The sequence below is a fragment of the Nesiotobacter zosterae genome (genome assembly GCF_033843645.1).
Classification (GTDB): Bacteria; Pseudomonadota; Alphaproteobacteria; order Rhizobiales; family Stappiaceae; genus Pseudovibrio; species Pseudovibrio zosterae.
In genome coordinates this window covers 519,812-545,488 of sequence record NZ_JAWXVZ010000001.1, presented here as the reverse complement: position 1 = coordinate 545,488, position 25,677 = coordinate 519,812, and the positions used below count along the sequence as shown (strand labels likewise).

Sequence of the window (25,677 nt, the reverse complement as noted above, 5' to 3'; positions counted from 1 at the left end):
GCACCCAATTCTCTCTTGAGGGTTTGACAGATGACACTTGCTCTGTCCGCAAATGGCGCTGGCAATAAGAGGATGCAAAAATCCGATCTTACGTCCGCCCGCATCCGCTCGGCCTGGCTGTTTCTATCTCCCATGCTGATCGTACTGGCTGTGGTTGCTGGCTGGCCGCTGTTGCGTACGATCTGGCTCGGCTTTACCGACGCCAACCTAACCGACCTTTCCCAAACGACCTTTATCGGCCTTGAAAACTACTATGTGACGTTTGATGGCGAGGCCTATGGCGTGCTCGTTGACCCAGATTGGTGGAACGCCGTCTGGAACACGCTTTGGTTCACCGTGGTGTCCGTAAGTCTTGAAACCATATTCGGCCTGTTCATCGCACTGGTGCTGAATGCTGAGTTCAAAGGCCGTGGATTTGTGCGCGCTGCCGTGCTGATCCCATGGGCAATCCCAACGGTTGTTTCCGCGCAAATGTGGGGCTGGATGCTGCACGACCAGTTTGGCGTGCTCAATGAAATTCTCCTGACCATTGGCTTGATCTCTCAGCCCATCGCCTGGACCGCTGACCCGGATACGGCAATGTGGGCGGTGATCATGGTGGACGTCTGGAAGACGACACCTTTCATGGCGCTGTTGATCCTTGCTGGCCTGCAGATGCTGCCGGGCGACATCTACGAGGCGGCGCGGGTGGATGGCGTCCATCCGGTGCGTGTTTTCTTCAAGGTCACACTGCCGCTGATCAAGCCAGCCCTGATGGTGGCCATCGTGTTCCGTGCCCTTGATGCGCTTCGCATCTTCGATCTGATCTACGTGCTGACATCCAACTCCTCAGACACCATGTCCATGTCGGTTTATGCCCGGCAACAGCTGGTCGATTTCCAGGAAGTTGGATACGGGTCGGCTGCCGCAACCCTCTTGTTCCTGATCGTCGCCGTCATGACCACGCTTACGCTCATGGCTGGCAACGTGAAACTCTCGGAGGATCCACGGTGATGAACCAGCGCACCAAACGCATCATCCAGCAGACTGTTCTGTATGCCCTGATCGCCTGTGTCGTGATCCTCTCGGTCTTTCCGTTCTACTACGCGATACTGTCGTCTTTCCGAGAAGGAACGGCGCTGTTCAGCTCTTCCATCCTTCCCGAGATTGGTACATTGGGTAACTACGTTTCCGTGTTCACGGAAGGACCGTTCGGCACCAATATCTTGAACTCCGTTCTTGTTGCCACAGCCGTAGTGTGCCTGTCGCTGTTTATCGCAGTAACCGCCTCCTACGCGCTGGCCCGCATCTCTTTCCGTGGGCGCGGCCTGTTGCTGATGACAATCCTGTCGGTCTCCATGTTCCCGCAAGTTGCCATTCTCTCTGGGATGTTCGAATTGATCCGCGCGCTTGGCGTTTATAACTCCCTGCTCGGCCTGATCATTCCGAACACGGTGCTGACGTTGCCCTTCACCGTGTGGGTGCTGACCACGTTCATGCGTGAGCTGCCCAAGGAGCTGGAAGAAGCCGCTCTTGTCGATGGCGCGTCATCATGGGTCATCGTGCGGCGGGTGTTCCTGCCCCTGATGTGGCCTGCATTGGTAACCACAGGGCTTCTCGCTTTTATCGCGGCATGGAATGAGTTCCTGTTCGCGCTGACCTTTACGCTCTCCAATGAAGTTCGCACGGTGCCAGTGGCCATCGCGCTAATGTCTGGGGCCAGTGAGTTTGAACTGCCTTGGGGCAACATCATGGCTGCCTCCGTGATCGTGACTGTGCCGATCGTTGTGCTTGTTCTCGTGTTCCAAAGAAAAATCGTCGCCGGCCTGACCGCTGGTGCTGTCAAAGGGTAAAAAAATGACTGCTTCAACCTCTAGCAACAAAAATCCCGCAGTCCTCGCAGCTGATCCTGACTGGTGGCGTGGTGCCGTGATCTACCAGATCTACCCACGCTCCTACCTCGACAGCAATGGTGACGGCATTGGCGACCTTCCGGGCATAACCACAAAGCTTCCGTACATCGCTGAGCTTGGTGCAGATGCAATCTGGATCTCGCCTTTCATGAAGTCGCCCATGGATGACTTTGGTTATGACGTTTCCGATTACGAGGACGTCGACCCAATGTTTGGTACATTGGACGACTTCAAGGAACTGGTTGAAAAGGCGCACGCACAGGGGCTGCGTGTGCTGATCGACCTGGTGATTTCGCACACATCTGACCAGCATGCATGGTTCAAGGAGAGCCGGCAGGACCGCACCAACCCGAAAGCAGACTGGTACGTGTGGGCCGATGCGAAAGACGACGGCAATCCCCCCAACAACTGGCTCTCCGTGTTTGGCGGTTCTTCCTGGCAGTGGGATACGCGCCGCAACCAATACTACCTGCACAATTTCCTGCGTTCCCAGCCAGACCTGAACTTCCACAATGAAGAAGTTCAGGAGGCCGTGCTGAATGCCGCCCGCTTCTGGCTGGACATTGGCGTGGATGGCTTCCGCCTAGATACTGCAAACTTCTACTTCCACGACAAGGAACTGCGCAGCAATCCGGGGCGCAAGCCGGAAGAAGAGTCTGTTTCTACGCCCAAAACCAACCCTTATGGCTATCAGGTTCACGTCTATGACAAGACCCGCCCAGAGAACATAGCGTTCTTGACGAAACTGCGTGCGGTGATGGACGAATATAAAGACACGACAATGGTGGGTGAGATTGGCGCGGATGAAGACCCTCACCAGATCATCGCCGACTACACAGCCGGACATGACCGCCTGCACATGGCCTACAGCTTTGACCTTCTTGCAGGAGACCAGACCGCTGCACACATTCGCGAAAAGGTGAGCAACCTGGAAGCGACCATCAACGATGGATGGGCGAGTTGGGCCATGTCCAACCACGACGTGATCCGCGTGGTCTCCCGTCTAGGTGCTGGTTTCGAAAAGCGTGAAGCAAGCTCGGTTTTGCTGGCCGTGGTGGCCTCCCTTCGTGGCAGCCCTTGCCTCTATCAAGGCGAGGAGCTGGGCTTTGAGGAGGCAAACGTGGCCTTTGAAGACCTGCAGGACCCTTATGGCATTGAGTTCTGGCCGAATTTCAAGGGCCGCGATGGGTGCCGCACGCCGATGGCGTGGGAGACAACCGCTCCCAATGGTGGCTTCTCCACTGGCAAGCCCTGGTTGCCAGTTGATGCGCGCCACTTGGCGAACGCCGTGAGCGTTCAGGAGAACGACCCTGCCTCTGCTTTGCACAGGGCACGTACTTTCTTGAAATGGCGCCGCCAGCACCCTGCCTTGATCAAAGGCGACATGAAGTTCCTGCAATTGGAGTCAGATGTGCTTGGTTTTACCCGGACACTTGGCGAGGACAGCGTGCTTTGTGTGTTCAACCTGAGCGACCAGGAAAAAACAGTAAGCCTGACCGGGCAAGGCGTGACGGAAGCGCTCGAGGGGCATGGTTTTGAGTTTGCCATGGACGGCAAAGTCATTACCCTTCCAGCATGGCAAGCTGGCTTCCTGAAACTCGACGCCTGATTGGGGGAGGAACCGACGATGGCAGATGTAACCCTTAAAGGGGTCTATAAGGACTTCGGTCCCACCCGCGTCATTCACGGCGTGGATCTGGATATCAAGCAAGGCGAGTTCATTGTGTTCGTTGGACCTTCGGGTTGCGGCAAATCCACTCTCTTGCGGCTGATTGCCGGTCTCGAAGACATCAGCGACGGTGAACTTTTCATCGACGAGCAGCTGGTCAATCAGCGTTCTCCCAAAGAGCGCAAGATTGCCATGGTGTTCCAGTCCTATGCGCTTTACCCGCATATGAGCGTGTTTGAGAACATGGCTTTTGGACTTGAGCTTTCAAAAGTTTCCCGCGCTGAAATTGAAAAGAAGGTTCGCGACACCGCTGAAATTCTGGAACTGACGCCCCTGCTTGAACGCAAGCCGAAACAGCTTTCTGGCGGCCAGCGCCAGCGCGTTGCCATCGGCCGGGCGATTGTGCGCAACCCGAAGGTGTTCTTGTTTGATGAACCCCTGTCCAATCTTGATGCCGCGCTCCGCGTGCAGATGCGTATCGAGATTGCCAAGCTGCACCGCGAGATGAACGCCACCATGGTCTACGTGACCCACGACCAGACCGAGGCGATGACCCTCGCGGACCGGATCGTGGTGCTGAATGCTGGCCGGGTTGAACAGGTTGGGACGCCGCTGGAGCTCTATCACCGACCGCAGAACGCGTTTGTGGGCGGCTTTATCGGCTCGCCGAAAATGAATTTCATCGACTCTCGAGTGGTCAGCATTCAAGATCAGGGACTTGAGGTGGCTCTTCCCGGCGGGACATCTGTTCTGGCCAGCGTCCATACCGATGGCGTCAGCGTGGGAGATCAGGTTCAAATTGGCATTCGTCCAGAACACATCACCGTTAGCAGCGAGGGCGTTCTGGCAGGCAACGTGGAGGTAATCGAGTCCCTTGGGGAGAGCCATTTCCTCTACGTGCGCGATGCCAATCGCAATCTTGTCACCGTTCAGGGCAAAGGCGATACCCAGATCAAGAACGGTCAAAGCGTGAGGCTTAATGTGCCCGGCACCTTGTGTCATGTCTTCCGGAAAGATGGCAAAGCACTCATGCGAGGTCACCATGCGGACATGGGCAACACTACCGCGACAATGGTGACATCCGAACTGGCTTGAAGGCACAAAAAGCAGAACGTTGAGGGGCCCCACACGGGGCCCTTTGTCTTGAGCATCAGCTGACACTTGAAATTCGGGGGCAACAATCCGGAAATAGGCCCGCTTCCCGAAACCCGCTACCACTGAACAGAGAGGAACCTGTGACGTGGAGGGGGGATGTCGAACAAGCTGCCAGTTTCCGTGTTCATCATCGCCTGCAATGAAGCTGATCGCATCGGCACTTGCATTCAGAGCGTTGCTGACTGGGTTGATGAGGTTATCGTCATCGACAGCGGGTCAGATGATGAAACCGTGACGGTGGCAGAGCAACATGGCGCACAGGTCATTTACAACCCGTGGCCGGGTTATGGCCTGCAGAAGCGCTTTGGCGAAGACAAGTGCCGCAACAGCTGGATCTTGAACCTTGATGCAGACGAGGCCATTTCGCCTGCTCTTCGCGATGAGATCAAAGGCCTATTCGCGAGCGGAAACATTGCGCGCTTTGACTTTTGGCGCGTCGACATCAAGGACGTTTGGGCCCACGAGCAGAGCCCCGCAGCGCATGCCTACAGCCATCGACAGATCCGCCTTTACCGTGTGGAGGCAGGCCGGTTCTCAGCATCATCTGTGCATGACACGGTGCGTCCACCAGAGGGCGTTTCTCTGGGCCTTTTGAAGCACTGTGTTGAGCACCGAAGCATCCGCTCAATCGCGTTTCAGGTTGAGAAAATGAACCGGTACTCCAATGCGCAGGTCAAGGATCTGCGCAGCAGCGGTAGACGCCTCCAAAAACTCCGCCTTTTGACCGAGATGCCGATGGCGTTTTTCAAAGCCTATTTCCTTCGCGGGTATTGGCGCTACGGATGGTGGGGCATTGTCAGCTCGATGACCTATGCGTTCTCCCGCTTTCTGCGCATTGCAAAAGCTTATGAAGCCGAGCTTCTGGCTGAAACGGGAGCCCACCATGACAACATCCAACTCCGCTCATCCGGTAACCGTCCTCATTCCGGCCCGAAACGCCGAAGCCACCCTGGCGCAAACGCTAGAAAGCTTGAAAACGCAGACGTTTCGAAGATTTGAGGTTCTTGTTGTCAATGACGGATCGAGCGACCGGACAGCGCAAGTTGTAACCGCGTTTCAACGCAAGATGCGCCGCCTACAGATGATTGACGGGCCAGCCAAGGGCATTTCTGCTGCATTGAACCAAGGTTTGCAGCAAATCAGCAGCCCTTTTGTAGCGCGTCTTGATGCGGATGACTTGGCCGACCCCACACGGCTTGGCAAGCAACTTGCCGCTTTGGAAGACAATCCAAACTGGGTGTTGTGCGGGAGTGATGTGAGCCGCATCGACGAAGCTGGCGCACCGCTCGGCGGCATGACTTCGCCCACAACACCCGAGGCCATTGCGCACCGGCTATGGGAGAAGAACTGCCTCTATCATCCCTCAATCATGTTCCGCCGCGAGGCTGTGATGAGGGTTGGCGGTTATCGCAGCCTTTATGATGGCGCTGAAGACTATGACCTTTACTTGCGCCTCTGTGAGATTGGCGAACTGGCTTCGTTGCCAGAGATGTTGACCGCTTACCGCATCCATTCTGGTCAAGTGACACAAGATCCCAACAGGCAGTACCGCCAAATCGCAGATGCGGTGCTTCTGAACGCCTTGCGAAAGCGCGCCGGGCTTGCCGAATTCAGTGAACTTCCAAAGGAGCTGGGTCTGTTTCTGGCCTCGGAAGTGATGGCGACACTAAGCCGACCGGAAACGCCGCTGTCTCCGCGTGTTGCCCGCCACATGCTTGCGCGCTGCAAGAAAGCAGGTGCGGAAATAGGGCTTGCCAAACAATCTCTTGTGCGATCTGCCTTGTCACACCGAAACTTTCAAGAGACGCTCAAAGCGCTGGCTCTGTAGCAGTCTCCCCGGCCACCACTTGCTCTAAAAGGCCATCAAACTTTTGCGCCACAGCGCGAATATCAAAATTTTGCATGACATGCTGTCGGCCATCCTCACCAAGCTTTCTCATACGATCCGGATCAGCCACCAGCTCATTCAAGGCCCGAGCCAAATCCTCCGGTGCTTGAGGGAGGACGAACAGCGCCGCGTCCCCAGCCGCCTCGACCAATCCGCCAGAACGCGTGGCAACCAACGCGTTTCCGCAGGCCAGCGCTTCAATGGCGGTACGGCCAAAACCCTCCTGCACAATCGAGGGCACAAGTGAAATGGTTGCTGAAGCTGTTTTGGCGCGGACTTGCTCTGCACTCAGGTTTACGTGGAAGGTTGGTGTAGCCGCTTCCATTTCAGCAGCAAGTTCCTTCAAACGATTGAAGGTTTGCCGCTCCTCGTAGTTGGTTACGGCCAGTACGAACTCCATTTCCCAGTCTTGGAGGTTCGCCCTTTCAAAAGCGCGTAGAGCGTCGAACACGCCCTTGTCTTGTCGCGCCCGCCCGACAAACAGCACACGGCGCTGTTTTCTGGCCGGCCTCCAGAGATCACAGTCGATGCCATTATGGATGACCCAGCTTGAAGCCTTGCATTGCGGATATTGTTTCAGAAAGTGAGCGCGCGCAGTTTGGCTCACCCAAACGGTGCCAGCCAGAACATTATAGTCCCGCTGGTTCAAGAAGCGTCGCAGTGAGCTGTCTTCACGTGTTCGGCCATGACGGAAAAGTAGTAGTTTGGTATCTCGCAGGTCCCGCGCAGTCTTTGCTGCAGTTCTCAAATGCTGATGAACGACGATGATGTTCGGCCGAAACTCGCGCAGCGCTGTGTTCAAATGAAAACGATCAACCTGGTGACCAGCCCCAACAGCACGGAACTCAACCCCCGAGAAAGGACTGGTTACCTCGCAGCCGAAAAAGCAGGTGGATTGTCTGAAGCGACTGAAGACCCCCAGATCATGGGCGCACAAATCAATCGAGGTGGCACCCGTTGAACTAAAGTTCATATGACGTGGCAGCACCACCGCAACTCTCAACAGCAACCTCCCAATTACGTAAAGGGCACTTTTGCCTGCATTTTTTGTTTCAAGTGAAAGCCCCGCAAGGCCCTCTAAATGTGCAGCATGAACATATAGCAATTACTTGCCAGATAATTATTTTACTTAATTATTTCAATAATTTATATCCACTTTATCTCGGGATATAAATCCATACAAATCAATAAAGTAATTTCAGAGGTATAATACTTTATGGGTAGCGTTGAGTATTATGGATGAACGCCGGAGACATACTCTGGATAGCACTAGATAAACTTTTATATATCACTTTTATATTCATTAAGAGTTTTCATCTAGCTTCAAAAGCCGTACTTGAGTTTCCAAGGAGGGCGCAGTTAGAAGCAGATTAAAATGCTGCCGTAGCGTCTTCCCAACAAAAAAATTTGGTGAGGTGTATGTCGATCATCGTTATCATCGATGACCGTGCTATTAACCGTAACATCTTGAACCGGCTGGCATTAGCGGTCGCGGGAGATGTAAAAACCCATTGCTTTGCATCGCCATCCGAAGCACTTGGGTTTATGGAGCAGCAGGTCCCGGATCTGGTTGTCACAGATTACAGCATGCCGGAGATGGACGGGGCAGACCTGACCACTCACATCAGAGCGATTGAGGACTGTCAGGATGTCCCAATCATGGTTATCACGGCGTTTTCTGACCGCACCTTTCGCATCAAGGCACTTGAAGCGGGTGCCACGGATTTTCTGCAGAGCCCGGTTGACCACAACGAGTTTCTGAGCCGCGCACGCAACCTGCTGGCACTGCGAAAAGAGCAGATCGCTGCGAAATCTCGTGCTTCCACGCTGGAGCGCGAGCTGATCAACGTCGAGCGTCAGCATGAGGAAGAGCTGCGTAGCTCAATCGAGCGGCTGGGGCAGGTTATTGACAGTTTGCCGTCCATGGTCACCGCCGTAGATACCTCCGGCCGCTGCGCTTTTGCCAATGCCGCTTGGGGCGCGTTCATGAACAAGCCGTCCCACGAGTGGGTCGGCTTGGACTTTTACAATGAACTGCAAGAAACAGCCCATGAGCGCAACAAGCGACTCGACGCCAAGATTTTTTCTACCGGGCGTGCCCTGCCCCCATATGAGGTTGAGATTACAGATCCTCAGGGCCACATCCGTTACTTTCTGGTGACCAAAAGCCCGCTCTTGGACCCCTATGGCAACACCACGCACGTTGTCACCACATCGACGGAGATCACAGATCGCAAACGCGCAGAAGCGCATTTGCTGCATATTGCACACCACGACAGCCTTACAGACCTGCCAAATCGGACATTGCTGACCCTGAGAATTGAAGAGCAGATCAATGCCTGCCGCAAGAACGGCAAGACGTTTGCGCTTCATTTTCTGGATCTGGACCGCTTTAAGCCAATCAACGATGCGCTGGGGCACCGATCTGGCGACCGGTTGCTCGAGATGGTGGGTGAACGCCTCCAAAGTTGTGTTAAACAAACGGATCTCGTCGCCCGCCTTGGCGGGGATGAGTTTGCGATCCTGCAGACTGACATTCGCGGCTCGGATGACACTCTGGCACTGGCGCGCCGCATTGTTGAAACGCTGGAAGAACCCTTCTACATCGACGGGCAAGAGCTTCGAACCGGAGCCAGTATCGGCATTACTCGCTACCCGGAAGATGGTGTTGGAAGCGAAGAACTTTTGCGCCACGCTGACATGGCGATGTATCAAGCCAAAGCCGAAGGCGGCAACGTTTATCGCCTGTTCTCAACCACAATGGACCATGATGCACGCGAGAGTATGGCGCTGGAGGGCGAGCTCCGCCAAGCTATCCTTGGCAACCAGTTCGAACTCTACTACCAGCCTCAGGTTCGGCTGAACGATAACAGCATTGTGGGGGCGGAAGCGCTGTTGCGCTGGAATCGTCCAGGACATGGCGTGGTTTCACCGCTTGTCTTTTTGCCTCTTGCCGAAGAAACCGGGCTGATCATCCCGATCAGCGAATGGGTGATCACCGCTGCGTGCCAAGAAGCCCAGCGCTGGCATGAAATGGGGTACGACGACCTGCGCGTTGCAGTGAACTTGTCTCCGACCCAGTTTCGAAAAGGCGACGTGCCGCAACTGGTCACCGATGCACTGAACGACACCGGGCTGAAAGCTGATGGGTTGGAAATCGAGATTACCGAACACATCGTGATGCACGGCTCGGAGGCAGTCGCAAAGGACCTGAAGCAGATACAGGATCTGGGCACCCGCGTGTTTATTGACGACTTCGGCACTGGGTATTCATCACTTTCATACCTTAGCCGGTTCTCCATTAACGGTTTGAAAATTGATCGCTGTTTCATTCAGAATCTGGAAACGGATCCGAACGATGCGGCGATTGCAAACGCGATTATCGGACTGGGCAAGAGTTTGGAACTGGACGTGGTTGCCGAAGGCATCGAGACGCCAGAGCAGGCCGCATATCTGCGCGAGGCGGGATGTCGGTATGGCCAGGGCTATTACTATGGCAGACCGATGCCAGCTGATGAGTTCCGTGATCTGGTCCAGACAAAACACCGCTGGCTTGTAGCAAGCACCTGACAACCACAGACGGACGTTCGCCCATGCGACTGAACAAAACCCTGGACACCGTAGTTGCTGCTATGGGCGAAGGGTTACGGAACCTTGGCGCTGCCTTCAAGCGCTCCAACACTATGACCGGCGGCGAGACGGAGATGAGCCTCAACCGCGTGATCATAGCGATGGTGTTGCTTCCCTATGCGCTTTCCGATGCTCGCTACCTCATAGATGGCCATGCGCTGATCACTAAGATCCTCGCTGCATTTGCCTTCGGTACCGCAGTGCTGTTCTTCTTCGTAGTGCGGGCAAAGAAGCCAAACTTCATGCGCCGTTTGTTTGCCATGCTCATGGATTTGGGCATGCTGACTTTCGCAATGTATGCGGGCGGCCAGTTCGTGGCGATCACGTTCCCCATCTATCTATGGGTGATCTTTGGCAATGGTTTCCGGTTTGGAATCAAATACCTTGTAATCTCCTGTGTGATCTCCGTCATCGGGTTCTCTCTTGTGCTGACCACGCCCTATTGGCGCGAGCAGGCGCAGCTCGGCTGGGGATTGCTGGCGTGCCTCATCATTGTTCCGATTTATTCGGCCAAGCTGATCCGCGACCTGTCAGAGGCGAAACGTGCGGCGGAAGCGGCCAGTCAGGCAAAGACACAGTTCCTTACCGCTGTGAGCCATGAATTGCGCACGCCGCTCAACGCCATCATCGGCATGGGCGACATGCTGAAAGATACAAAGCTGGATGGTGAGCAGCGGGACATGACGACCACCATCAAAAGCTCTGCCCGCTCCCTTCTATCGCTTATTAATGGCATTCTCGACTTCTCCCGCATTGAAGCAGGGGCGCTGGACATCAAGACCAACCTGTTCAGCGTTGATACCCTGTTTAGTGACACGGCGCAGATTGTTGGCAGTCAGGCTCGATCAAAGCGACTACGCTTCTGTCAGTTCATCAGCCCGGAAGTAGAACCGGAACTGATTGGCGACAGCCGTCATCTGCAGGAAGTCCTGATCAACCTGACCGGCAATGCTGTGAAATTCACCCATTCCGGGTACATCGCGGTGCGGGCATTCCAAAGGACCGCCCAAGACGGCAGCGCAAAGCTGGTGTTGGAGGTAGCGGACACCGGCATTGGCATTTCCAAAGAAGCACAAGACCGGATCTTTGAGCGCTTTACCCAAGCCGATGAAACCATTGTAGATCGATTTGGCGGTACGGGGCTGGGGCTGACCATCGTCAAGCAAGTTATCGAAGGTATGGGCGGCTCGGTTTCGGTGCATAGTGAGGTCGGCTCGGGCAGCACTTTCCGGTTAGAAGTGCCGGTTCAACGCGCTGTTTACACCCGCAGTGAACGCCTCAACTTTGCCGAGGCAGTTACCTTCGTTGTCTCCGAGGATCCGCAGACCTTAGATGTAATGGGCAAGCGCCTCGAAAGCCTTGGCTTGAAAGTGCGCACCGTTGACACGCCAAGCAATGCCGTGGCGATGCTGGGCGAACTTACGACACTCGGCGTGCGCGAAGCTATTCTGATCGTCGACGAACGCTGCATCTACGGCCCGATTGAAGTTCTGGGGCACGCGATCCAGTCCCCGGATCGGTTGATTGACACTCACATGGTGCTGCTCAAGACAACTGACAGCGAGCTTGAAGCTCCCGAAAGCGTCTACAGCCGCTGCCGGACAATCCTGCACTACGACAAGCTGGATGATGAACTCTTCAGGGTGATGCAGATTGCAGGTGCCCGGTTGCCTTCACAAGCAGCGCCAACAAAGCTTGAAGACCGGGTCCACCAACAGCACAAGGCGTTGTCTTTGTTGATTGCTGAAGACAACAAGACCAATCAGCGTGTGATCGAAAAGATCTTGGAACGCGGCGGTCACAAATGCCACATCGTCAGCGATGGTGAGCAAGCGTTGGATGCGCTGGAAGAAGGTCTTTATGATCTGGCGATCATGGATTTGAACATGCCCGTGGTGAATGGGATTGAAGCCATCAAACTGCACCGCTTGACGGAGCATGGTGAGGACCACATTCCAATCATCGCCCTTACAGCCGACGCAACACCAGCGGCGGCACGGAACGCCATAGAAGCGGGAGCAAACGCCTGCGCAACCAAGCCTATCGAACCGGATGTCCTTCTCAAGATGATCGATAGGACAGTAACGGAGTTTGGTCGCAGAACCGTTGCGCCATCCGGTCCGGAACGCCAAGATGCGCAGTCAGTCAACGTGGCTCCCTTGGGCAAGAAAATGGCTCTTAAAGGCGCCACGATAGACTACGCCTGCCTCGACAACCTCGCCAATCTGGGCGGCGAAGAGTTCGTTGTCGGCCTTATCAGTGACTATCTGGAGGATGCACGCGTTCTCTACAGCGAGATTTGCAAGGCCGTGGAGGCGGGCGATGTTACCGAGATACGTGACAAGGCCCACGCCATGAACTCGGCCTCTGCCAACATTGGCGCGCTTGAGGTTTCACGCCTGTGCCAGAGCTGGGAAACCGCGCGTGCTCAAGACCTGCTGGAAAACGGCGCGGGCAACCTGTCAAAACTGACCAAGGCGCTGGACCAGGCAAGAGACGGGCTGAGCGCTTACGTTGTTAGTGTTGCCCAGCCGGAAGATCTGGAAGCCATCCGGCTCGGCAGCTAAACTGGCGCTTTAAAGCGCCAGAGTCCCACGGCCACCGCTTTCGAAACGATTTTGCGCCTTGGTGAGACGCTCCATCTTGCGAAGGTCTGAGGGCGACAGCTGCATGGCGGCTTCAACCCAGATGTCGACCACTTGGCGCAGCTCTTTGTAGGTAATCGGCTGAACGGCGCGACCACTGCGATAGATCGCGGAGTGGGCATTGTATTTGCGCCCGTTTTTCTGGATGTAATCCTGCGTGGCGGCGACGCCCTGCCCCTCGTCTACCACGAGGTCGACCAGACCCAGCTCCTGAAGCTCTTCGGCGCTGTAAAGACGGCCGCTCAACATCATCTCTTCCGCGCGATGGCCATCAACCTTTCGGCACAAAAAGCTGTAGGCCCCCATTCCCGGGAACAGGTTGAACAGTACTTCCGGAAGGCCGAACTTTGCCTGTCGCTCTGCGATGATAACATCGCAGGACAGAGCCGTTTCAAACCCGCCACCAAGTGCATCACCCTGTACAAGACCAATCGTGATGTACGGCAGATCAAGCGATACAGCATTGCCATAGACCACATCGATGCAGTCAACGGCATACTTTTCAAGGGCAGAGCGATCTCCCCTCTTGATGAGATCAATGAAAAGACCGAGATCGCCACCCAGGTTGTAAATGTGAGGGTTCCGGGATGCGATTACGTTGTAGCGAATTGGCTCTGGCATTGCGCGCTTGTAGGTCTCATACAATCGCTTGATGACCACTTGAGCGCCTGCGAGATCACCGAGCAACTCCGGTGAAAAACAAGGGCGACCGCGTCCCTTCATAAACACCCATAGCGCCTTGGTATCCTCGTCATACTCAAGGTCCAAGCTTTCGAGATGGACCGACGCGAACTTCTTGGAGAGTGAAACTTCGGCCACCGAAGCGTTCTCCTTACGGGAAAACTCCGTTTCCGTTTTTCCCGGCGCGGTCAGGCCAGACGCACTGGCAAAGTTCACACCGGTTTCTGTTGTTTTCCATTCAACTTTATCAGACATCAACGCCCTCACTGTTTCGCGTCAAACACCACTAAACTTCTGATGCCCGAAATGTTGCTGAACACATCCGCATGTCACGGTCCCCGCTCAACACCTTCGCTGTTGCTCATGTATCTGGATGCAGCACACTATTAAATAACTCATCCAATTTTCCAGTAAGTATAAAGAATTTGTTCACCATGTCGAGTGATACTATTAATATCCATTAACCATAACATCAAAAAATATAGCTTTACTTTTGAGTTGAATTTGACCAAAGGTCTAATTTTCTCATTATAGGACACTTTTCTGACTAGATTTTTTGCAATATGCATACAACTTCATCACAAACATCTCGGGTAAGTTGCAGGAGAAACTGGTTGCCTCGTAAAAAAACGGGAGGATCTTCTTTGTCTGCCTTTAGGCTTTGCCAGTTCATGCGCCTTACACGCTGTTGATTTTCCATCCAAAACAAACTAGCGCAGTAGGCCAAGACAACCTCCTGAGAAGATGAGTGACCTGTGCCACAAACCATATCCATCATCGGAGCGGGTCCCGGCGGCCTGTTTGCTGCCGAGCAACTGAGCGCCAAAGGCTTTAACGTCGTGGTCTATGACCGCATGCCATCTGTCGCTCGCAAGTTTTTGCTTGCCGGACGCGGCGGCTTGAACATTACCCACAGCGAACCGTTGGAGCAGTTCCTCACCCGCTACCGGCCGCAGGAGCCTCAACTGCTTCACTCGATTGAAGCTTTCCCTCCGGCTGCGCTACAGCAATGGTGTACTGAGCTTGGCGAGGAGACGTTTATCGGCTCAAGTGGCCGGGTATTTCCCGTCAGTTTCAAGGCCTCTCCCTTGTTGCGTTTGTGGCTAAGACGCCTCAATGCGCAGGGTGTGAACTTCAAACTTGGTTGGACTTGGAAAAGTTTTGCTGAAGGTATCTCATTTCTAGCGACCGACGCTGATGGCACTGAACATGTTGTTTCCAGCGACGCGACGCTACTGGCATTGGGCGGTGGCTCTTGGGCGCGCCTCGGCTCGAAAGGTGACTGGCTGGAGGCTTTCGCCAGAGAAGGGATTCAGAGCGCGCCGCTCGTTCCGTCGAATTGCGGCTTTGAGGTTCAATTCTCCGAGTATTTTCAAGCAAAGTTCTCTGGTCATCCCTTGAAAAAGATCGGCCTGACCCATCAGGGACGGAGGATCACCGGCGAGATCATGATTGACGCTACTGGTGTTGAAGGAGGCGGGATCTATGCGCTTTCCGCCGAGATCAGGGAAGCTATTTCGCTGAGCGGCAACACGGAGCTGTTGCTGGACCTGAAGCCAGACCTGACCGAAGAAGCTATGGTCGCAAAACTGCAGAAGCCGCGCGGGAAAAACAGCTTTTCAAACCATTTGCGAAAGTCGGTCAATCTTTCATCTTTGGCTGTAGCGCTGTTGCGCGAAGCGGGAGAGGTGCCATCAGACCCACACCTGCTTGCCAAGCGCATAAAGGCGTTACCGCTGACACTCGCAGCCCCTCGCCCGATAGATCGCGCGATCTCATCCGGAGGAGGTCTTCATTTTGATGAGATCAACGCCGCCTTCATGCTGAAAAAGAAGCCTGGCGTGTTCGCATGTGGTGAAATGTTGAACTGGGAAGCCCCGACCGGCGGCTACTTGCTGCAAGGCGCATTCGCCACCGCAGCGGCTGCTGCGTCTGGCATAGAAGCCTATTTGAGAACACAGTGAGATAAGCCGATCCGGAAAAAGAAAAAGCACCGGACGGGAGTTTCCGGTGCCATGGTCTGCGAACAAGGCAGATCACTTGGGAGGCATGTGATCTGCTGTGTGGAGGGCAACTCTTGCCCGCAGCGAGACATCGAAGGAGAACCACTTCCTTCAAGCCTCATTTTGCGCCGATCGAGCCGGCCCGCCCCTTGTTTGGGACTGTTATTGATGACGCGTTGCCGCGCTGACTTATTATCAACGGGACTACCCCCCGTCCTTAAAGTAAGGCCGGAGCATTTTCCCGAAGACAGTTACATGGCTAAATTTAAATCTGGGCTTTTGCGTGCAAACAATGAGGCTAAAATGTGTCCAGGACCTCCAAAGTGTCGCATCGACTTTCGTAGGCCATGATCAGAGCCAGTGAAATTTGCGGCAAATCGCCGATGATATTATGCGCCTGAAAGGCTGATATCCCACTTCCTCTAGGAAACTAGTGTGCACACCATTCTGCCCCCTGCGCTTTGTTATCCAGCTTCGCTTCGAACTGTTGTGTTTACAGTGGTTCATGGACCTCGTTATCGTGAAGAAGTCGATTCACCATAGCTGTCGGAGATTTACGTGGGGCGCCCACCAAGAACACAAAATACCCGCCGTATGATACTGGATGCTGCCATCGAGCTGGTTTCTGAACAAGGAAACGGGGTCTTTTCTCTGGAAGAGGTAGCAAAACGCGCCGGGATTTCAAAAGGCGGCCTGCTTTACAACTTTCCCTCCAAAAATGCATTGATTGCTGCAATGGTCTCTCATTTCACAGAGGAACTAAAACAGCGCGTCAGCGAGGCGGAACAGGTCGTTGCCAAGGACCAACTGCCCAACAAGCTGATCCGGGCCCACTTGATGGGCCTGAAAGCAAAGCTCTCCAAGGGGCACAAACCCAACTTTGGCATCCTTGCAGCGATTGGTGAAGATCCGTCAATGCTCGACCCGGTGCGACAGTACAATCGGGATCTCTACGAGCGAATTCTGAAAGACTCTGACAATCCCGAGCTTGCAGCACTCGTGTTTTTCTCAACGGAAGGCATACGTTGCATGCAGATTTTCAACATCATCGAGTTCGACACGGCGGAGATCCTGGAACATCTGGATACGCTTTTGACGATCTTGGAAGTCAACGAGCTTCCCGAAAAACCCCTATAGGTTATAGGTATAATCTCGCAGTTTTCGAAGGCTGTGCTACTCTCCCCTCAAGGCCATCAAAGGCCGTCAGAGATCAACGTGGGGGGAGACCATGAAACGTCGCGACTTTCTGAAAACTGCAGGCGCAACCGGTGCTGTGTTGGGTGCGGGAAGCTTGGCCGCACCGGCACTTGCCAATGCCACGCTAAAACTGAAGCTGGTGGGTGCCTTCCCAAAAGGCTTTCCGGGTGTAGGCACCTCTGCCGAACAACTTGCCAAACGCATTGAAGCACTGTCCGACGGCAAGATTGAAATCACCTACTACGGCGGTGGGGAACTTGTGCCCCCATTCGAAGTTTTCTCAGCCGTCGCCAGTGGCGCTGCAGATATTGGCCACAATGCGCCCTACTACCAGGTGGGACAGGTGCGCTCCACCATGTACTTCACTTCCATGCCTTACGGCCTCGACGCGGAAGAGCTGTCCGCATGGGTTCGCTTCGGCGGGGGCCAAGCGCTCTGGGACGAAGCATATGCGCCGCACGGCGTAAAGCCGTTCTATGCAGGGTCCTCTGGCGTGCAGGCAGCTGGTTGGTTCAAGAAGGAAATTACCACCCTAGACGATCTGGTGGGCCTGAAGATGCGCATTGCAGGCCTTGGCGGCGACATCATGCGCAAACTGGGCGTGACCACGGTCCTGACGCCACCGCCGGAAATCTACTCCGCACTGCAGTCTGGTGTGGTTGACGCTGCAGAGTTCGTGGGACCATGGAATGACATGGCACTGGGCTTTGCGAAGGTTGCCCCCTACTATTATCTGCCAGCTTTTCACGAGCCAGGGCCGGGCCTTGAGATGATCGTGAACCAGAATCTATATGAAAACATGAGCCCGCATTTGAAAACGGTGTTGGACAATGCGGCAACTGCACAAGCAGAATCCACCACCTCAGAGTTTCGGTACAACAACACCAAGTTGCTGCCCGCCCTGATTGAACAAGGTGCCATCATTTCTGCGTTCCCTGATGATGTGGTCAGCGCTCTTGGCGCAGCCGCAAAAGAGGTGATTGCCGACTACCCAGGTAATGATGCCATGTCCCTGAAGATCCACGAGGCCTATCTGGAATACATGAAAGCCTGCGCCCTTTACACCAAAGGCATGGAAGGCCGCCTGTACACTGACCGCGCCACGGTATGGGGTGTCTAAAACATCGCCTGCTCAAGACAGCTGGAGGGAGATACGGTTTCTTCCTCCAGCTTGTTTAGAGCTCAGTATTTGCGTTTGACCTGTTTGCAAAACCTGTCATAACGCGCAGATGCAAGACTTTGACGTGATCGTTCTGGGTGCCGGTGCTGCTGGCCTGATGTGTGCCATTGAGGCCGGAAAACGCGGCCGCAAGACGCTGGTCCTTGACCATTCCAGCAAGCCAGCAGAGAAAATTCGCATTTCAGGCGGCGGGCGTTGCAACTTTACCAACCTGCACACCTCGCCAGCCAACTTCTTGGGCGAGAACCCCAGGTTTTGCGTTTCCGCACTGAAGCGTTACACCCAGCAAGACTTTATTGCGTTGGTCGATTCCTATCGCATCCCATGGCACGAGAAGACACTGGGCCAATTGTTTTGCGATACCAGCGCCAAAGACATCATCTCCATGCTGCTCTCAGAATGCGAGCGAGCGGGTGTGAAGGTGCAACTCTCCACCAAGATCGGCGAAATCAACAAACCCGATGAACTTTTCAGCGTAGCCACGGACAAGGGTGCGTTACGCTGCCAATCCTTGGTGGTTGCAACGGGTGGTCCGTCAATCCCCAAGATCGGGGCAACCAGCTTTGGCTATGACCTTGCCAAACGCTTCGACCTGCCGCTGGTGACACCTCGGGCCGCTTTGGTGCCTCTCACCTTTGACGAAGCGCTCAAACAGCGTACCAGTGAGCTTGCTGGCATTGCAGTTGATGCAGTGGTCTCTTTCGGCAAGACAAGGTTTCGCGAGGGGATGCTCTTTACCCATCGCGGCCTTTCCGGTCCATCCATCCTACAAATCTCCTCATACTGGCAAGAAGGGCAGGAAATTGGCGTCAACATGCTGCCTGATGGCAATATGCTTGAAACCCTCAAGCTCGGTCGCCAGAACAGCCCCAAACAAGACATCCGCACCCTGCTTGGCGATGTGCTGCCCAAACGCCTTGCAACATTCATCGGCGATCATCACGGCTTTACAGGCCGCTTGGCCGACCAGTCTGACAAGGTGTTCAATAAAGTAGCGGAGGCCATTCACAATTGGCGGGTAAAGCCCATCGGCACCGAAGGGTATCGCACTGCAGAAGTGACACTGGGCGGTGTCAACACGAAGGCCCTTTCCTCTAAAACCATGGAGGCTAAAGACGTGCCCGGCCTGTTCTTCATCGGCGAAGTGGTCGACATCACCGGCCACCTTGGTGGCTTCAATTTCCAGTGGGCTTGGTCCTCCGGACATGCGGCAGGCCAGTTCGTCTGAGAAGAAAACTTTTCTCAGCTCAGCACACCAAAAGGCCTCCATCTAGAATATAATACCCGCTCAATTCCCATTTTAGCATCTAGTTTTATTTGCAAGTCACAAAATAGAAAAGCAAACTATAATCGCCTGAGTTTTTAGAATGCCATGCGTACCCAATAGCTGAAAAAAACTATACTAAGAATACTCGTTCGCACTAGCCGCTCTTGGGCAAACTTTATTTATTGTCAGAGACTTACGTTAGGCGAGTCAGGTTTCTAAAGGGGTTGGAGAGAAAACTAAAATGCGTGTACGCGGGTATCTTTTTGCCGCAGCAGCGGCAGGTCTTATCGCTTTTTCGGCAAACGCCAAAGAGCTTCGCTTTAACAATCCGCTTCCGGAAAGCCGTCCGGAAACGCAGGAACTCATCAAGTTTGCCAAGGACGTGGAAGAGTACTCCAATGGCGAGCTCTCCATCCGCCTGTTCAACGGCGGCTCCATGACACTTGAAAATGCTGACTTGCTTCGCACCCTGCCGAAGGGTGTGGTTGACATGAGCCTGCTTTGGGCGAACTACCTTGGCCGCGATGCGCCAGCGCTGAGTGCTGTTCTCGTGCAGGGCTCCATTGGCAATGTTGAAGAACTGAATGCGTCGCTGCCAGTTGTGCAGGACATTTTTGAAAGCGAGTTCGACGAGTGGGGCGTTAAAACGGTCGGCAACCTCGCCATCCCGATGCTCTATGCCTCCGTGTTCTGCCGCGATGACCCTGTACGCACCCTTGCGGACCTTCGCAGCAAAAAGCTGCGTGTTTGGACCCGCGATCAGGTGATGACCTTCACAAAGCTTGGGGTCTCTGCACAGATCATCAATCAGAATGAGATGTACATCTCAATGAAAACGGGCGTTGTTGACTGCGCTCTTTACCCAGCTTTATACGCCCACACAGCCTCGTTGCAGGAGACGGCGGGATATGCCGCTTATCTGTACCCAATCGCCGCAGGTCCTTACACACTGGGCATGTCAACCCGCAAATGGAATGCCCTCTCTGACGAAGAAAAGGCTGCATTGACAAAAGCCGCAGATGACCTTTGGGAGCGGACCAACGAATACTCCAGCGACTATGAGCGTGAACTCGCGGCCCGCGAAAAGCTTGGGGAACAGGGTGTGACCTTCCTTGAGGATTTCCCAGAGGAAGACCGGGCACTGTTTCTTGAAACAGTTTCCGAAACCTGGAAAGAAATTACTGAGGAAGCCGGAGGCAAGGCACCTGAGTACCGCATCCGTGTTCTTGAAGCTTTGGGCCGCGACTGATTTTGGGCTAAGGGGTTAGATCCTCGTGATCATCAAAACACTAGAGAAGCTGGAATGCGGGCTGGACTATCTGGCCCGCTTTCTTGCTTGTATTTCCGCCATTGCCGCAGCTGCGATCACCATCATAATCTGCGTCAGCGTCATCATGCGCCGAGTTGCAAACTCGCCTTTGTTCTTCGCCGAGGAACTGGTGGGTTTGCTGCTATGCGTCACCATGATGTGTGCGCTCCCTCTCGTGACCTCCCGCAACAGCCACATTCAGGTGACCCTCGTGGTGAACCGTTTGACGGAGCGGGGACGAGCAGTCATGGGTGCGCTGTCTGCCATCGTTGCCTTGAGCTTCTTCTGCTGGCTGATCTGGGAAGCCATTCCATGGATGGAGTTTGCCATTCGCCTGGATCTGAAAACCGAGGCCACTCACATCCCCATGGTGCCATGGATGATGGTGGTACCAGTCTCGTTCAGTCTGACCGCTCTGATTTTGACGGTTCAGTTTTTTAATCTGCTCTTGAAAAGCACTTCGACTTCGCAGCAACAATAAAGGCGTCTCAACCGAGACGAGACCAAACCGCATGTTTTGGACAACACTGTTTTCGGCCCTTACCCTGAGCGCGGCTACGGGGGCGGCTCTTGGTGCGGCACTGGGTCTAACCGGCCTGATCATTCTGCACTTCTTCGTGGGTGGAGCCACCTCTCTTGCTCTGGATGCTGTATGGAACGTGTTTAACTCCTTCACGCTGAGCGCAATTCCTCTGTTCATCGTTTTGGGGGAAATCCTGCTGCGCAGCGGCTTGAGCGAACGGGTCTATTCGGCACTCAGCCCTGCCTTCACAAAGGTTCCGGGCGGCTTGCTGCACACCAATATTGCTGTGTGCACTCTGTTTGGCGCAGTCAGCGGATCAAGCCTGTCAACGGCAGCGGCGATTGGCTCTGTTGCCTATCCCGAGATGACGCGACGCGGCTACAACAAGCACATGGTTGTTGGCAGTCTGGCCGGAGGTGGCACACTGGGGCTCCTCATTCCGCCCAGCCTGTCTTTCCTCATCTTTGGCGCCCTCACAGAGACCTCTATTGGACAGTTGTTTGTCGCTGGCATTTTGCCCGGACTGCTCGTCTCCCTGATGTTTATGGGATACATCTTGCTGCGCTGCCTGCACAACCCATCACTTTATCCCCGCGAGGAGCTGCGTCTATCGCCATTGCAGATTCTCATCGGGACATTGCGCATCTGGCCGATCCTGCTGCTGATCTTTGCAATCATGGGAAGTATCACATTCGGCTGGGCTACTCCGACCGAAGCTGCTGCCGTGGGTGTAGGCGCGGCAATCCTCATCGCCTTCATTTGGGGCGATTTCACATTGGGCAAGCTATGGGAAGCGCTTTATCGAGCTGTTCAGCTTTATGCAGCAATCGGCTTGGTGCTCATTGGCGCAACCATTCTGGCGCAGTCCGTTGCTCTTCTGGGCGTGCCTCAGGACATTCTGGAGCTGGCGACCAGCAGCGGCCTCAACAAGTACGGCATCCTTCTGCTGGTGGTCCTTGTCTATCTCCTCCTTGGGTGCATTTTCGACGGCTTGTCCTTGATGATCATGACCCTACCCATCGTGTTCCCACTGCTGACAGGCCTTGGCTTCCATCCGATCTGGCTTGGCGTGATGATAACGATCATGATCGAAATCGGGCAGATTACTCCACCGGTAGGCCTGAACCTCTCCGTTCTTTCTTCTCTGACGAAAAATGAAGTTCCACTGGGCTCCGCAGCGATCTCGGCCATACCGTATTGGCTGATCTTCCTGATGGCCCTGGTAATCTTGACCCTGTTCCCACAAATCGCGCTGGTGTTGCCGGCGCACTTCTTCTAACCGGAGGCTTGAAGCCAAATGGCAATCAAAATCAAACCAAAGTCCTTTGGCCCACTGACACTCAGTTCAAATGGCGACGGCTCTTATACGACAACCACGGATGCTGGCAATGTCTCGCTGAGCGGCGCGCCAGCAACGGCCGAGGTAAGCGCGCCCTACGACCTGATCATGGCTGCGCTCGGCTCATGTATTGGTGTTTCGTTTGAAATGGCTGCAAAGCAAAAGAAGCTGGAACCGGGGAACATCGACATCACCGTGAATGCGGCCAAGGCTGAAGACCTGCCAAGCCGGTTCGGCAGGTTTGACGTAACGGTCGCACTGGACGGTATTGAGGATGACGAGGTCGCCCTTGGCCTTTTGAAGCTCGCCAAGGAAATGTGTACGGTCAGCAACACCCTTAATGCGGAGATAACACTTTCTCTGCACCGCGATGCCGACAAGGGAGGCGAATAATGGCGCACTATCTGATCCAAGTTGCCTTTACCGCAGACTCCATGAAGGCGTTGGTCGACAAACCCGAGAACCGTCTTTCGACAATGATTCCGCTGGTTGAACAAATGGGCGGCCGTTTTGTTGGGTCATGGTTGAGTTTCGGGAAGTTCAACTCAACGGCGATCATTGAAATGCCCGATAATGTGACCATGAAGGCCTTTGAGATGATGTGCATGGCGGGCGGTGGGCTTCGCGCATTCGAATGCACACCACTTATGAGTTTTGAAGATGGGGTGGAAGCGATGCGCCTTGCGGGCAAGCACACCTATCAGAAATTTGGTGACGGGGAATAGACCGGCAAACCGAACACCCGGTAAAAAGCGCGGAGAGCCTGTCTCCGCGCTTTTTTATTGCATCAATCGTATCTTAGCTCGGTTGCCTTGCCTCGGAAAATGAAGAAGGACAGTGCCGAGTAGGCAAAGATGATCGGCATCACCACGCAGGCACCCACCAAGATTATGAAGAGGCTTTCAGGTGCAGCAGCAGCTTCATAGATGGTCAGCTTCTCTGGGACGACATAAGGGTAGAAGGAATATGCCAGCCCACAGAAAGCCAAGAAAAACAACGTGGTTGCAAACGCAAATGGTGCCCAAGCCCAACTGTCATTACTGGTTGGCAGACGCTGCAGGGCAAGCCACAACATGGCAAGAAGCGCCAGCGACATGAGCGGAAGCGGTGCTAGCAAAATTGCCTCCGGAAACTCCAGCCACTTTGAGAAGATACGCTCGCTCGCGAAAGGAGTTGCAAACGAGATTGCAATCAGCCCCAAGCCAACGCCCCACAAACCTTGACGCGCCCAGCGGATTGCTTTCAGCTGCAGCTCCCCCGCTGTTTTCATGATGAGCCAAGTCGCGCCGATGAAACTGTATCCAACGGTGAGAAACACCGCGGTCAAGCACGCGAACGCCAGCGACACCTGAGTGAACTGAAGGCCCATGATGTAAAGACCCAACATGAAGCCCTGAGACAACGAGGCCATCAAACTACCGGCAAAGAAGGCTGCGTCCCACGCCTTCTTCTTGTGAGCAGGCGCCTTGGCCCGAAACTCAAAGGCCACACCACGCAAGGTCAACCCCAGCAACAGGATGAACACCGGGGCATAGAGTGCAGTGAGAATGGTGCCATGGGCGGCGGGGAACGCGACAAGCAACAAACCCACAGCGAGTACCAGCCAGGTTTCGTTTGCATCCCAGAACGGTCCAATGGATGCAATCATTTTGTCCCGATGCACTTCTTCTGTGAGTGGGCTCAGCAAGCCCACTCCGAGGTCAAAGCCATCCAAGACCACGTAGACCAAGATGGAGAAACCCAATAGCACCGCAAAGATGATGGGCAATGAGATGGTCGGGTCGCCAAAGATCATCATGGCCACTACTCCGCAGGCTGGTTGATTGGGGCGGTTGGCTTCAGCTGCGCCCAGAGGGTTTCACCGGTTTTATTGGACGCCTTGCGGGCCAGATAGAAGATCACGCTGATGTAGGCGACCAGAAGCACCGCATAGATGACCAAGTAACCGATCAACGAGCTAAGAACCATTGACGGCGGCACGTCCCCAACTGCGGCTGCGGTGGTGAGCACACCTTCCACGAGCCAAGGCTGGCGCCCAATCTCGGTCGTGTACCAACCGGCCAGTGTTGCAACCCAACCTGAGAAGGTCATGCCAAGGAAACCCCAGAGCATGAGCTTGGGAACACCTTCAACGCCGCGGCGCTTGCGCAGCATGAAGTAGACCGCCGCCCAGCTGACCGCCAACATCAGGAAGCCGATGCCTACCATGATGCGGAAGCTGTAGAACACAGGAGCGACCGGAGGATGCATCTTCGTACCGTCCTCAGCCACGAAGTCATTAAGACCCGGCACGACACCGTCAAACGAGTGCGTGAGAATGAGCGAAGCAACGTTTGGAATTGCAACCTCAAAATGGTTCTCCCGGGTCTCTTCATTCGGAATTGCAAAGAGTACCAGAGGTACGTTTCCTTGCGTTTCCCAATTGCCTTCCATGGCCGCGACCTTTTGCGGCTGATACTCGAGGGTGTTCAAGCCATGCTTATCGCCCATCAAAATCTGAAGTGGCATAAGGACAGCAGCGAGAACAACAGCGGTTTTGAACGTGGCCCGTACGGACGCGCCGCGATCACCGATGAGCATGCGGAATGCGGAGATACCTGCGACCAGGAACGCAACAGTCAAACCAGAGGCCAGAAGTTTGTGACCTAGACGGTATGGCATGGAAGGGTTGAAGATGATGGCCATCCAGTCAGTCGCGTGTACAACGCCGTCGCGCAACTCAAAGCCTGCGGGTGTGTGCATCCAACTGTTCAGCACCAAGATCCAGAACGCAGACATGGTCGTTCCGAAAGCCACCAAGACGGTTGCTCCGGTATGCAGCCAGTTCGGAACCTTTGAAAAGCCGAAGAGCATTATGCCCAGAAACACAGCTTCCAGAAAGAAAGCCGTCAGGATTTCGTAGGCAAGCAATGGCCCCGCGATGTTTCCGACCTTCTCCATAAAGCCAGGCCAGTTGGTGCCGAACTGAAACGACATCGTAATGCCTGACACCACGCCCAGCGCAAAGGTCAAGGCGAAGATTTTGACCCAAAACTGATAGGCCTCCATCCACTTGCCGTCTTGCGTCGAGTTGAACCGCAGCTTGAAGAACAGCAGTAGCCAACCGAGCGCAATTGTGATGGTCGGGAACAAGATGTGAAACGAGATGTTCGCGCCAAACTGAATACGCGAGAGGATCAGGGTGTCCATGTACCTTCCTCAAACACTGTTGTGACGCGAAACTGCCGATTTCTAGCGTCGGCATTACCATTGTTTCCCGTCTTGGGTTATGTGCTTTTGAGAATGATTATAGGTAGCAT

Annotated in this window: 21 protein-coding genes; 17 read left to right on the top strand and 4 right to left on the bottom strand. The window is 54.5% G+C overall.

What is annotated here, in order from left to right; genetic code table 11:
- The first annotated feature begins 30 nt into the window (after window positions 1-30).
- From Q3Y58_RS02630 to Q3Y58_RS02605, 6 genes are all read left to right on the top strand, one after another.
- On the top strand, window positions 31-993 hold the full coding sequence (locus Q3Y58_RS02630) for a carbohydrate ABC transporter permease (RefSeq protein ID WP_274220254.1): 963 nt from the start codon (window positions 31-33) through the stop codon (window positions 991-993).
- Window positions 993-1,832 (top strand): carbohydrate ABC transporter permease, encoded by an 840-nt coding sequence (locus tag Q3Y58_RS02625; RefSeq protein WP_274220253.1) that lies wholly within the window; start codon window positions 993-995, stop codon window positions 1,830-1,832. The genes Q3Y58_RS02630 and Q3Y58_RS02625 overlap by 1 nt, the downstream gene beginning before the upstream one ends.
- A 4-nt stretch (window positions 1,833-1,836) precedes the next feature.
- On the top strand, window positions 1,837-3,501 hold the full coding sequence (locus tag Q3Y58_RS02620; protein ID WP_319620881.1) for an alpha-glucosidase family protein: 1,665 nt from the start codon (window positions 1,837-1,839) through the stop codon (window positions 3,499-3,501).
- An 18-nt stretch (window positions 3,502-3,519) separates the two neighbouring features.
- On the top strand, window positions 3,520-4,656 hold the full coding sequence (locus tag Q3Y58_RS02615; RefSeq protein WP_319620880.1) for an ABC transporter ATP-binding protein: 1,137 nt from the start codon (window positions 3,520-3,522) through the stop codon (window positions 4,654-4,656).
- Window positions 4,657-4,812: 156 nt separating this feature from the next.
- Window positions 4,813-5,715: a glycosyltransferase family 2 protein gene (locus Q3Y58_RS02610; RefSeq protein WP_319620879.1), complete on the top strand. Its 903-nt coding sequence runs from the start codon at window positions 4,813-4,815 to the stop codon at window positions 5,713-5,715.
- Entirely contained in the window at window positions 5,600-6,544 is a 945-nt protein-coding gene (locus Q3Y58_RS02605; protein WP_319620878.1) for a glycosyltransferase family 2 protein, read from the top strand. The genes Q3Y58_RS02610 and Q3Y58_RS02605 overlap by 116 nt, the downstream gene beginning before the upstream one ends.
- Here the strand turns inward: Q3Y58_RS02605 and Q3Y58_RS02600 are convergent.
- Window positions 6,525-7,577, bottom strand: coding sequence for a glycosyltransferase family 4 protein (locus Q3Y58_RS02600; protein WP_319620877.1), 1,053 nt, complete (start codon window positions 7,575-7,577; stop codon window positions 6,525-6,527). The two genes, Q3Y58_RS02605 and Q3Y58_RS02600, sit on opposite strands and share 20 nt — an antisense overlap.
- A 446-nt stretch (window positions 7,578-8,023) precedes the next feature.
- Here Q3Y58_RS02600 and Q3Y58_RS02595 point away from each other — a divergent pair, with 446 nt between their 5' ends.
- Complete coding sequence (locus Q3Y58_RS02595; RefSeq protein ID WP_274220247.1) at window positions 8,024-10,174, top strand: GGDEF/EAL domain-containing response regulator; 2,151 nt, start codon at window positions 8,024-8,026, stop codon at window positions 10,172-10,174.
- A 23-nt stretch (window positions 10,175-10,197) separates the two neighbouring features.
- Window positions 10,198-12,801: a hybrid sensor histidine kinase/response regulator gene (locus Q3Y58_RS02590; protein ID WP_319620876.1), complete on the top strand. Its 2,604-nt coding sequence runs from the start codon at window positions 10,198-10,200 to the stop codon at window positions 12,799-12,801.
- A 9-nt stretch (window positions 12,802-12,810) separates the two neighbouring features.
- On the opposite strand, the gene Q3Y58_RS02585 is transcribed toward Q3Y58_RS02590, so the two are convergent.
- Entirely contained in the window at window positions 12,811-13,815 is a 1,005-nt protein-coding gene (locus Q3Y58_RS02585) for a crotonase/enoyl-CoA hydratase family protein (RefSeq protein ID WP_319620875.1), read from the bottom strand.
- Window positions 13,816-14,315: 500 nt separating this feature from the next.
- On the opposite strand from Q3Y58_RS02585, the gene Q3Y58_RS02580 reads away from it, so the two are divergent.
- The 9 genes from Q3Y58_RS02580 to Q3Y58_RS02540 all read left to right on the top strand — a co-directional run bounded on the left by Q3Y58_RS02580 (window position 14,316) and on the right by Q3Y58_RS02540 (window position 23,103).
- Complete coding sequence (locus tag Q3Y58_RS02580) at window positions 14,316-15,524, top strand: TIGR03862 family flavoprotein (protein WP_319620874.1); 1,209 nt, start codon at window positions 14,316-14,318, stop codon at window positions 15,522-15,524.
- Window positions 15,525-16,121: 597 nt separating this feature from the next.
- Window positions 16,122-16,700, top strand: coding sequence for a TetR/AcrR family transcriptional regulator (locus Q3Y58_RS02575; protein ID WP_274220243.1), 579 nt, complete (start codon window positions 16,122-16,124; stop codon window positions 16,698-16,700).
- 91 nt (window positions 16,701-16,791) lie between these two features.
- Complete coding sequence (locus Q3Y58_RS02570; protein ID WP_319620873.1) at window positions 16,792-17,880, top strand: TRAP transporter substrate-binding protein; 1,089 nt, start codon at window positions 16,792-16,794, stop codon at window positions 17,878-17,880.
- A 109-nt stretch (window positions 17,881-17,989) separates the two neighbouring features.
- On the top strand, window positions 17,990-19,168 hold the full coding sequence (locus Q3Y58_RS02565) for a BaiN/RdsA family NAD(P)/FAD-dependent oxidoreductase (RefSeq protein WP_319620871.1): 1,179 nt from the start codon (window positions 17,990-17,992) through the stop codon (window positions 19,166-19,168).
- 280 nt (window positions 19,169-19,448) lie between these two features.
- Entirely contained in the window at window positions 19,449-20,456 is a 1,008-nt protein-coding gene (gene dctP, locus Q3Y58_RS02560) for a TRAP transporter substrate-binding protein DctP (RefSeq protein WP_274220240.1), read from the top strand.
- 25 nt (window positions 20,457-20,481) lie between these two features.
- Complete coding sequence (locus tag Q3Y58_RS02555) at window positions 20,482-20,997, top strand: TRAP transporter small permease (RefSeq protein ID WP_274220239.1); 516 nt, start codon at window positions 20,482-20,484, stop codon at window positions 20,995-20,997.
- A gap of 31 nt (window positions 20,998-21,028) precedes the next feature.
- The gene (locus tag Q3Y58_RS02550) at window positions 21,029-22,318 is read left to right on the top strand and encodes a TRAP transporter large permease (protein WP_274220238.1); all 1,290 of its coding nucleotides are present in this window, start codon (window positions 21,029-21,031) and stop codon (window positions 22,316-22,318) included.
- An 18-nt stretch (window positions 22,319-22,336) separates the two neighbouring features.
- The gene (locus Q3Y58_RS02545) at window positions 22,337-22,771 is read left to right on the top strand and encodes an OsmC family protein (protein WP_319620870.1); all 435 of its coding nucleotides are present in this window, start codon (window positions 22,337-22,339) and stop codon (window positions 22,769-22,771) included.
- A complete protein-coding gene (locus tag Q3Y58_RS02540; RefSeq protein ID WP_319620869.1) occupies window positions 22,771-23,103 on the top strand; it encodes a GYD domain-containing protein in 333 nt (110 codons plus the stop codon). The genes Q3Y58_RS02545 and Q3Y58_RS02540 overlap by 1 nt, the downstream gene beginning before the upstream one ends.
- Window positions 23,104-23,165: 62 nt before the next feature.
- Here the strand turns inward: Q3Y58_RS02540 and Q3Y58_RS02535 are convergent, their stop codons facing one another.
- On the bottom strand, window positions 23,166-24,173 hold the full coding sequence (locus tag Q3Y58_RS02535; RefSeq protein ID WP_319620919.1) for a cytochrome d ubiquinol oxidase subunit II: 1,008 nt from the start codon (window positions 24,171-24,173) through the stop codon (window positions 23,166-23,168).
- 8 nt (window positions 24,174-24,181) lie between these two features.
- Complete coding sequence (locus Q3Y58_RS02530) at window positions 24,182-25,567, bottom strand: cytochrome ubiquinol oxidase subunit I (protein WP_319620868.1); 1,386 nt, start codon at window positions 25,565-25,567, stop codon at window positions 24,182-24,184.
- Window positions 25,568-25,677 lie beyond the last annotated feature (110 nt).

What these genes read in the sequence shown, in the direction of transcription:
- Q3Y58_RS02630 (WP_274220254.1), top strand. Translation starts at nt 31, where the DNA reads ATGACACTTGCTCTGTCCGCAAATGGCGCTGGCAATAAGAGGATGCAA.
- Q3Y58_RS02625 (WP_274220253.1), top strand. Translation starts at nt 993, where the DNA reads ATGAACCAGCGCACCAAACGCATCATCCAGCAGACTGTTCTGTATGCC.
- Q3Y58_RS02620 (WP_319620881.1), top strand. Translation starts at nt 1,837, where the DNA reads ATGACTGCTTCAACCTCTAGCAACAAAAATCCCGCAGTCCTCGCAGCT.
- Q3Y58_RS02615 (WP_319620880.1), top strand. Translation starts at nt 3,520, where the DNA reads ATGGCAGATGTAACCCTTAAAGGGGTCTATAAGGACTTCGGTCCCACC.
- Q3Y58_RS02610 (WP_319620879.1), top strand. Translation starts at nt 4,813, where the DNA reads ATGTCGAACAAGCTGCCAGTTTCCGTGTTCATCATCGCCTGCAATGAA.
- Q3Y58_RS02605 (WP_319620878.1), top strand. Translation starts at nt 5,600, where the DNA reads ATGACAACATCCAACTCCGCTCATCCGGTAACCGTCCTCATTCCGGCC.
- Q3Y58_RS02600 (WP_319620877.1), bottom strand. Translation starts at nt 7,577, where the DNA reads ATGAACTTTAGTTCAACGGGTGCCACCTCGATTGATTTGTGCGCCCAT.
- Q3Y58_RS02595 (WP_274220247.1), top strand. Translation starts at nt 8,024, where the DNA reads ATGTCGATCATCGTTATCATCGATGACCGTGCTATTAACCGTAACATC.
- Q3Y58_RS02590 (WP_319620876.1), top strand. Translation starts at nt 10,198, where the DNA reads ATGCGACTGAACAAAACCCTGGACACCGTAGTTGCTGCTATGGGCGAA.
- Q3Y58_RS02585 (WP_319620875.1), bottom strand. Translation starts at nt 13,815, where the DNA reads ATGTCTGATAAAGTTGAATGGAAAACAACAGAAACCGGTGTGAACTTT.
- Q3Y58_RS02570 (WP_319620873.1), top strand. Translation starts at nt 16,792, where the DNA reads ATGAAACGTCGCGACTTTCTGAAAACTGCAGGCGCAACCGGTGCTGTG.
- Q3Y58_RS02565 (WP_319620871.1), top strand. Translation starts at nt 17,990, where the DNA reads ATGCAAGACTTTGACGTGATCGTTCTGGGTGCCGGTGCTGCTGGCCTG.
- dctP (WP_274220240.1), top strand. Translation starts at nt 19,449, where the DNA reads ATGCGTGTACGCGGGTATCTTTTTGCCGCAGCAGCGGCAGGTCTTATC.
- Q3Y58_RS02550 (WP_274220238.1), top strand. Translation starts at nt 21,029, where the DNA reads ATGTTTTGGACAACACTGTTTTCGGCCCTTACCCTGAGCGCGGCTACG.
- Q3Y58_RS02545 (WP_319620870.1), top strand. Translation starts at nt 22,337, where the DNA reads ATGGCAATCAAAATCAAACCAAAGTCCTTTGGCCCACTGACACTCAGT.
- Q3Y58_RS02540 (WP_319620869.1), top strand. Translation starts at nt 22,771, where the DNA reads ATGGCGCACTATCTGATCCAAGTTGCCTTTACCGCAGACTCCATGAAG.
- Q3Y58_RS02535 (WP_319620919.1), bottom strand. Translation starts at nt 24,173, where the DNA reads ATGATCTTTGGCGACCCGACCATCTCATTGCCCATCATCTTTGCGGTG.
- Q3Y58_RS02530 (WP_319620868.1), bottom strand. Translation starts at nt 25,567, where the DNA reads ATGGACACCCTGATCCTCTCGCGTATTCAGTTTGGCGCGAACATCTCG.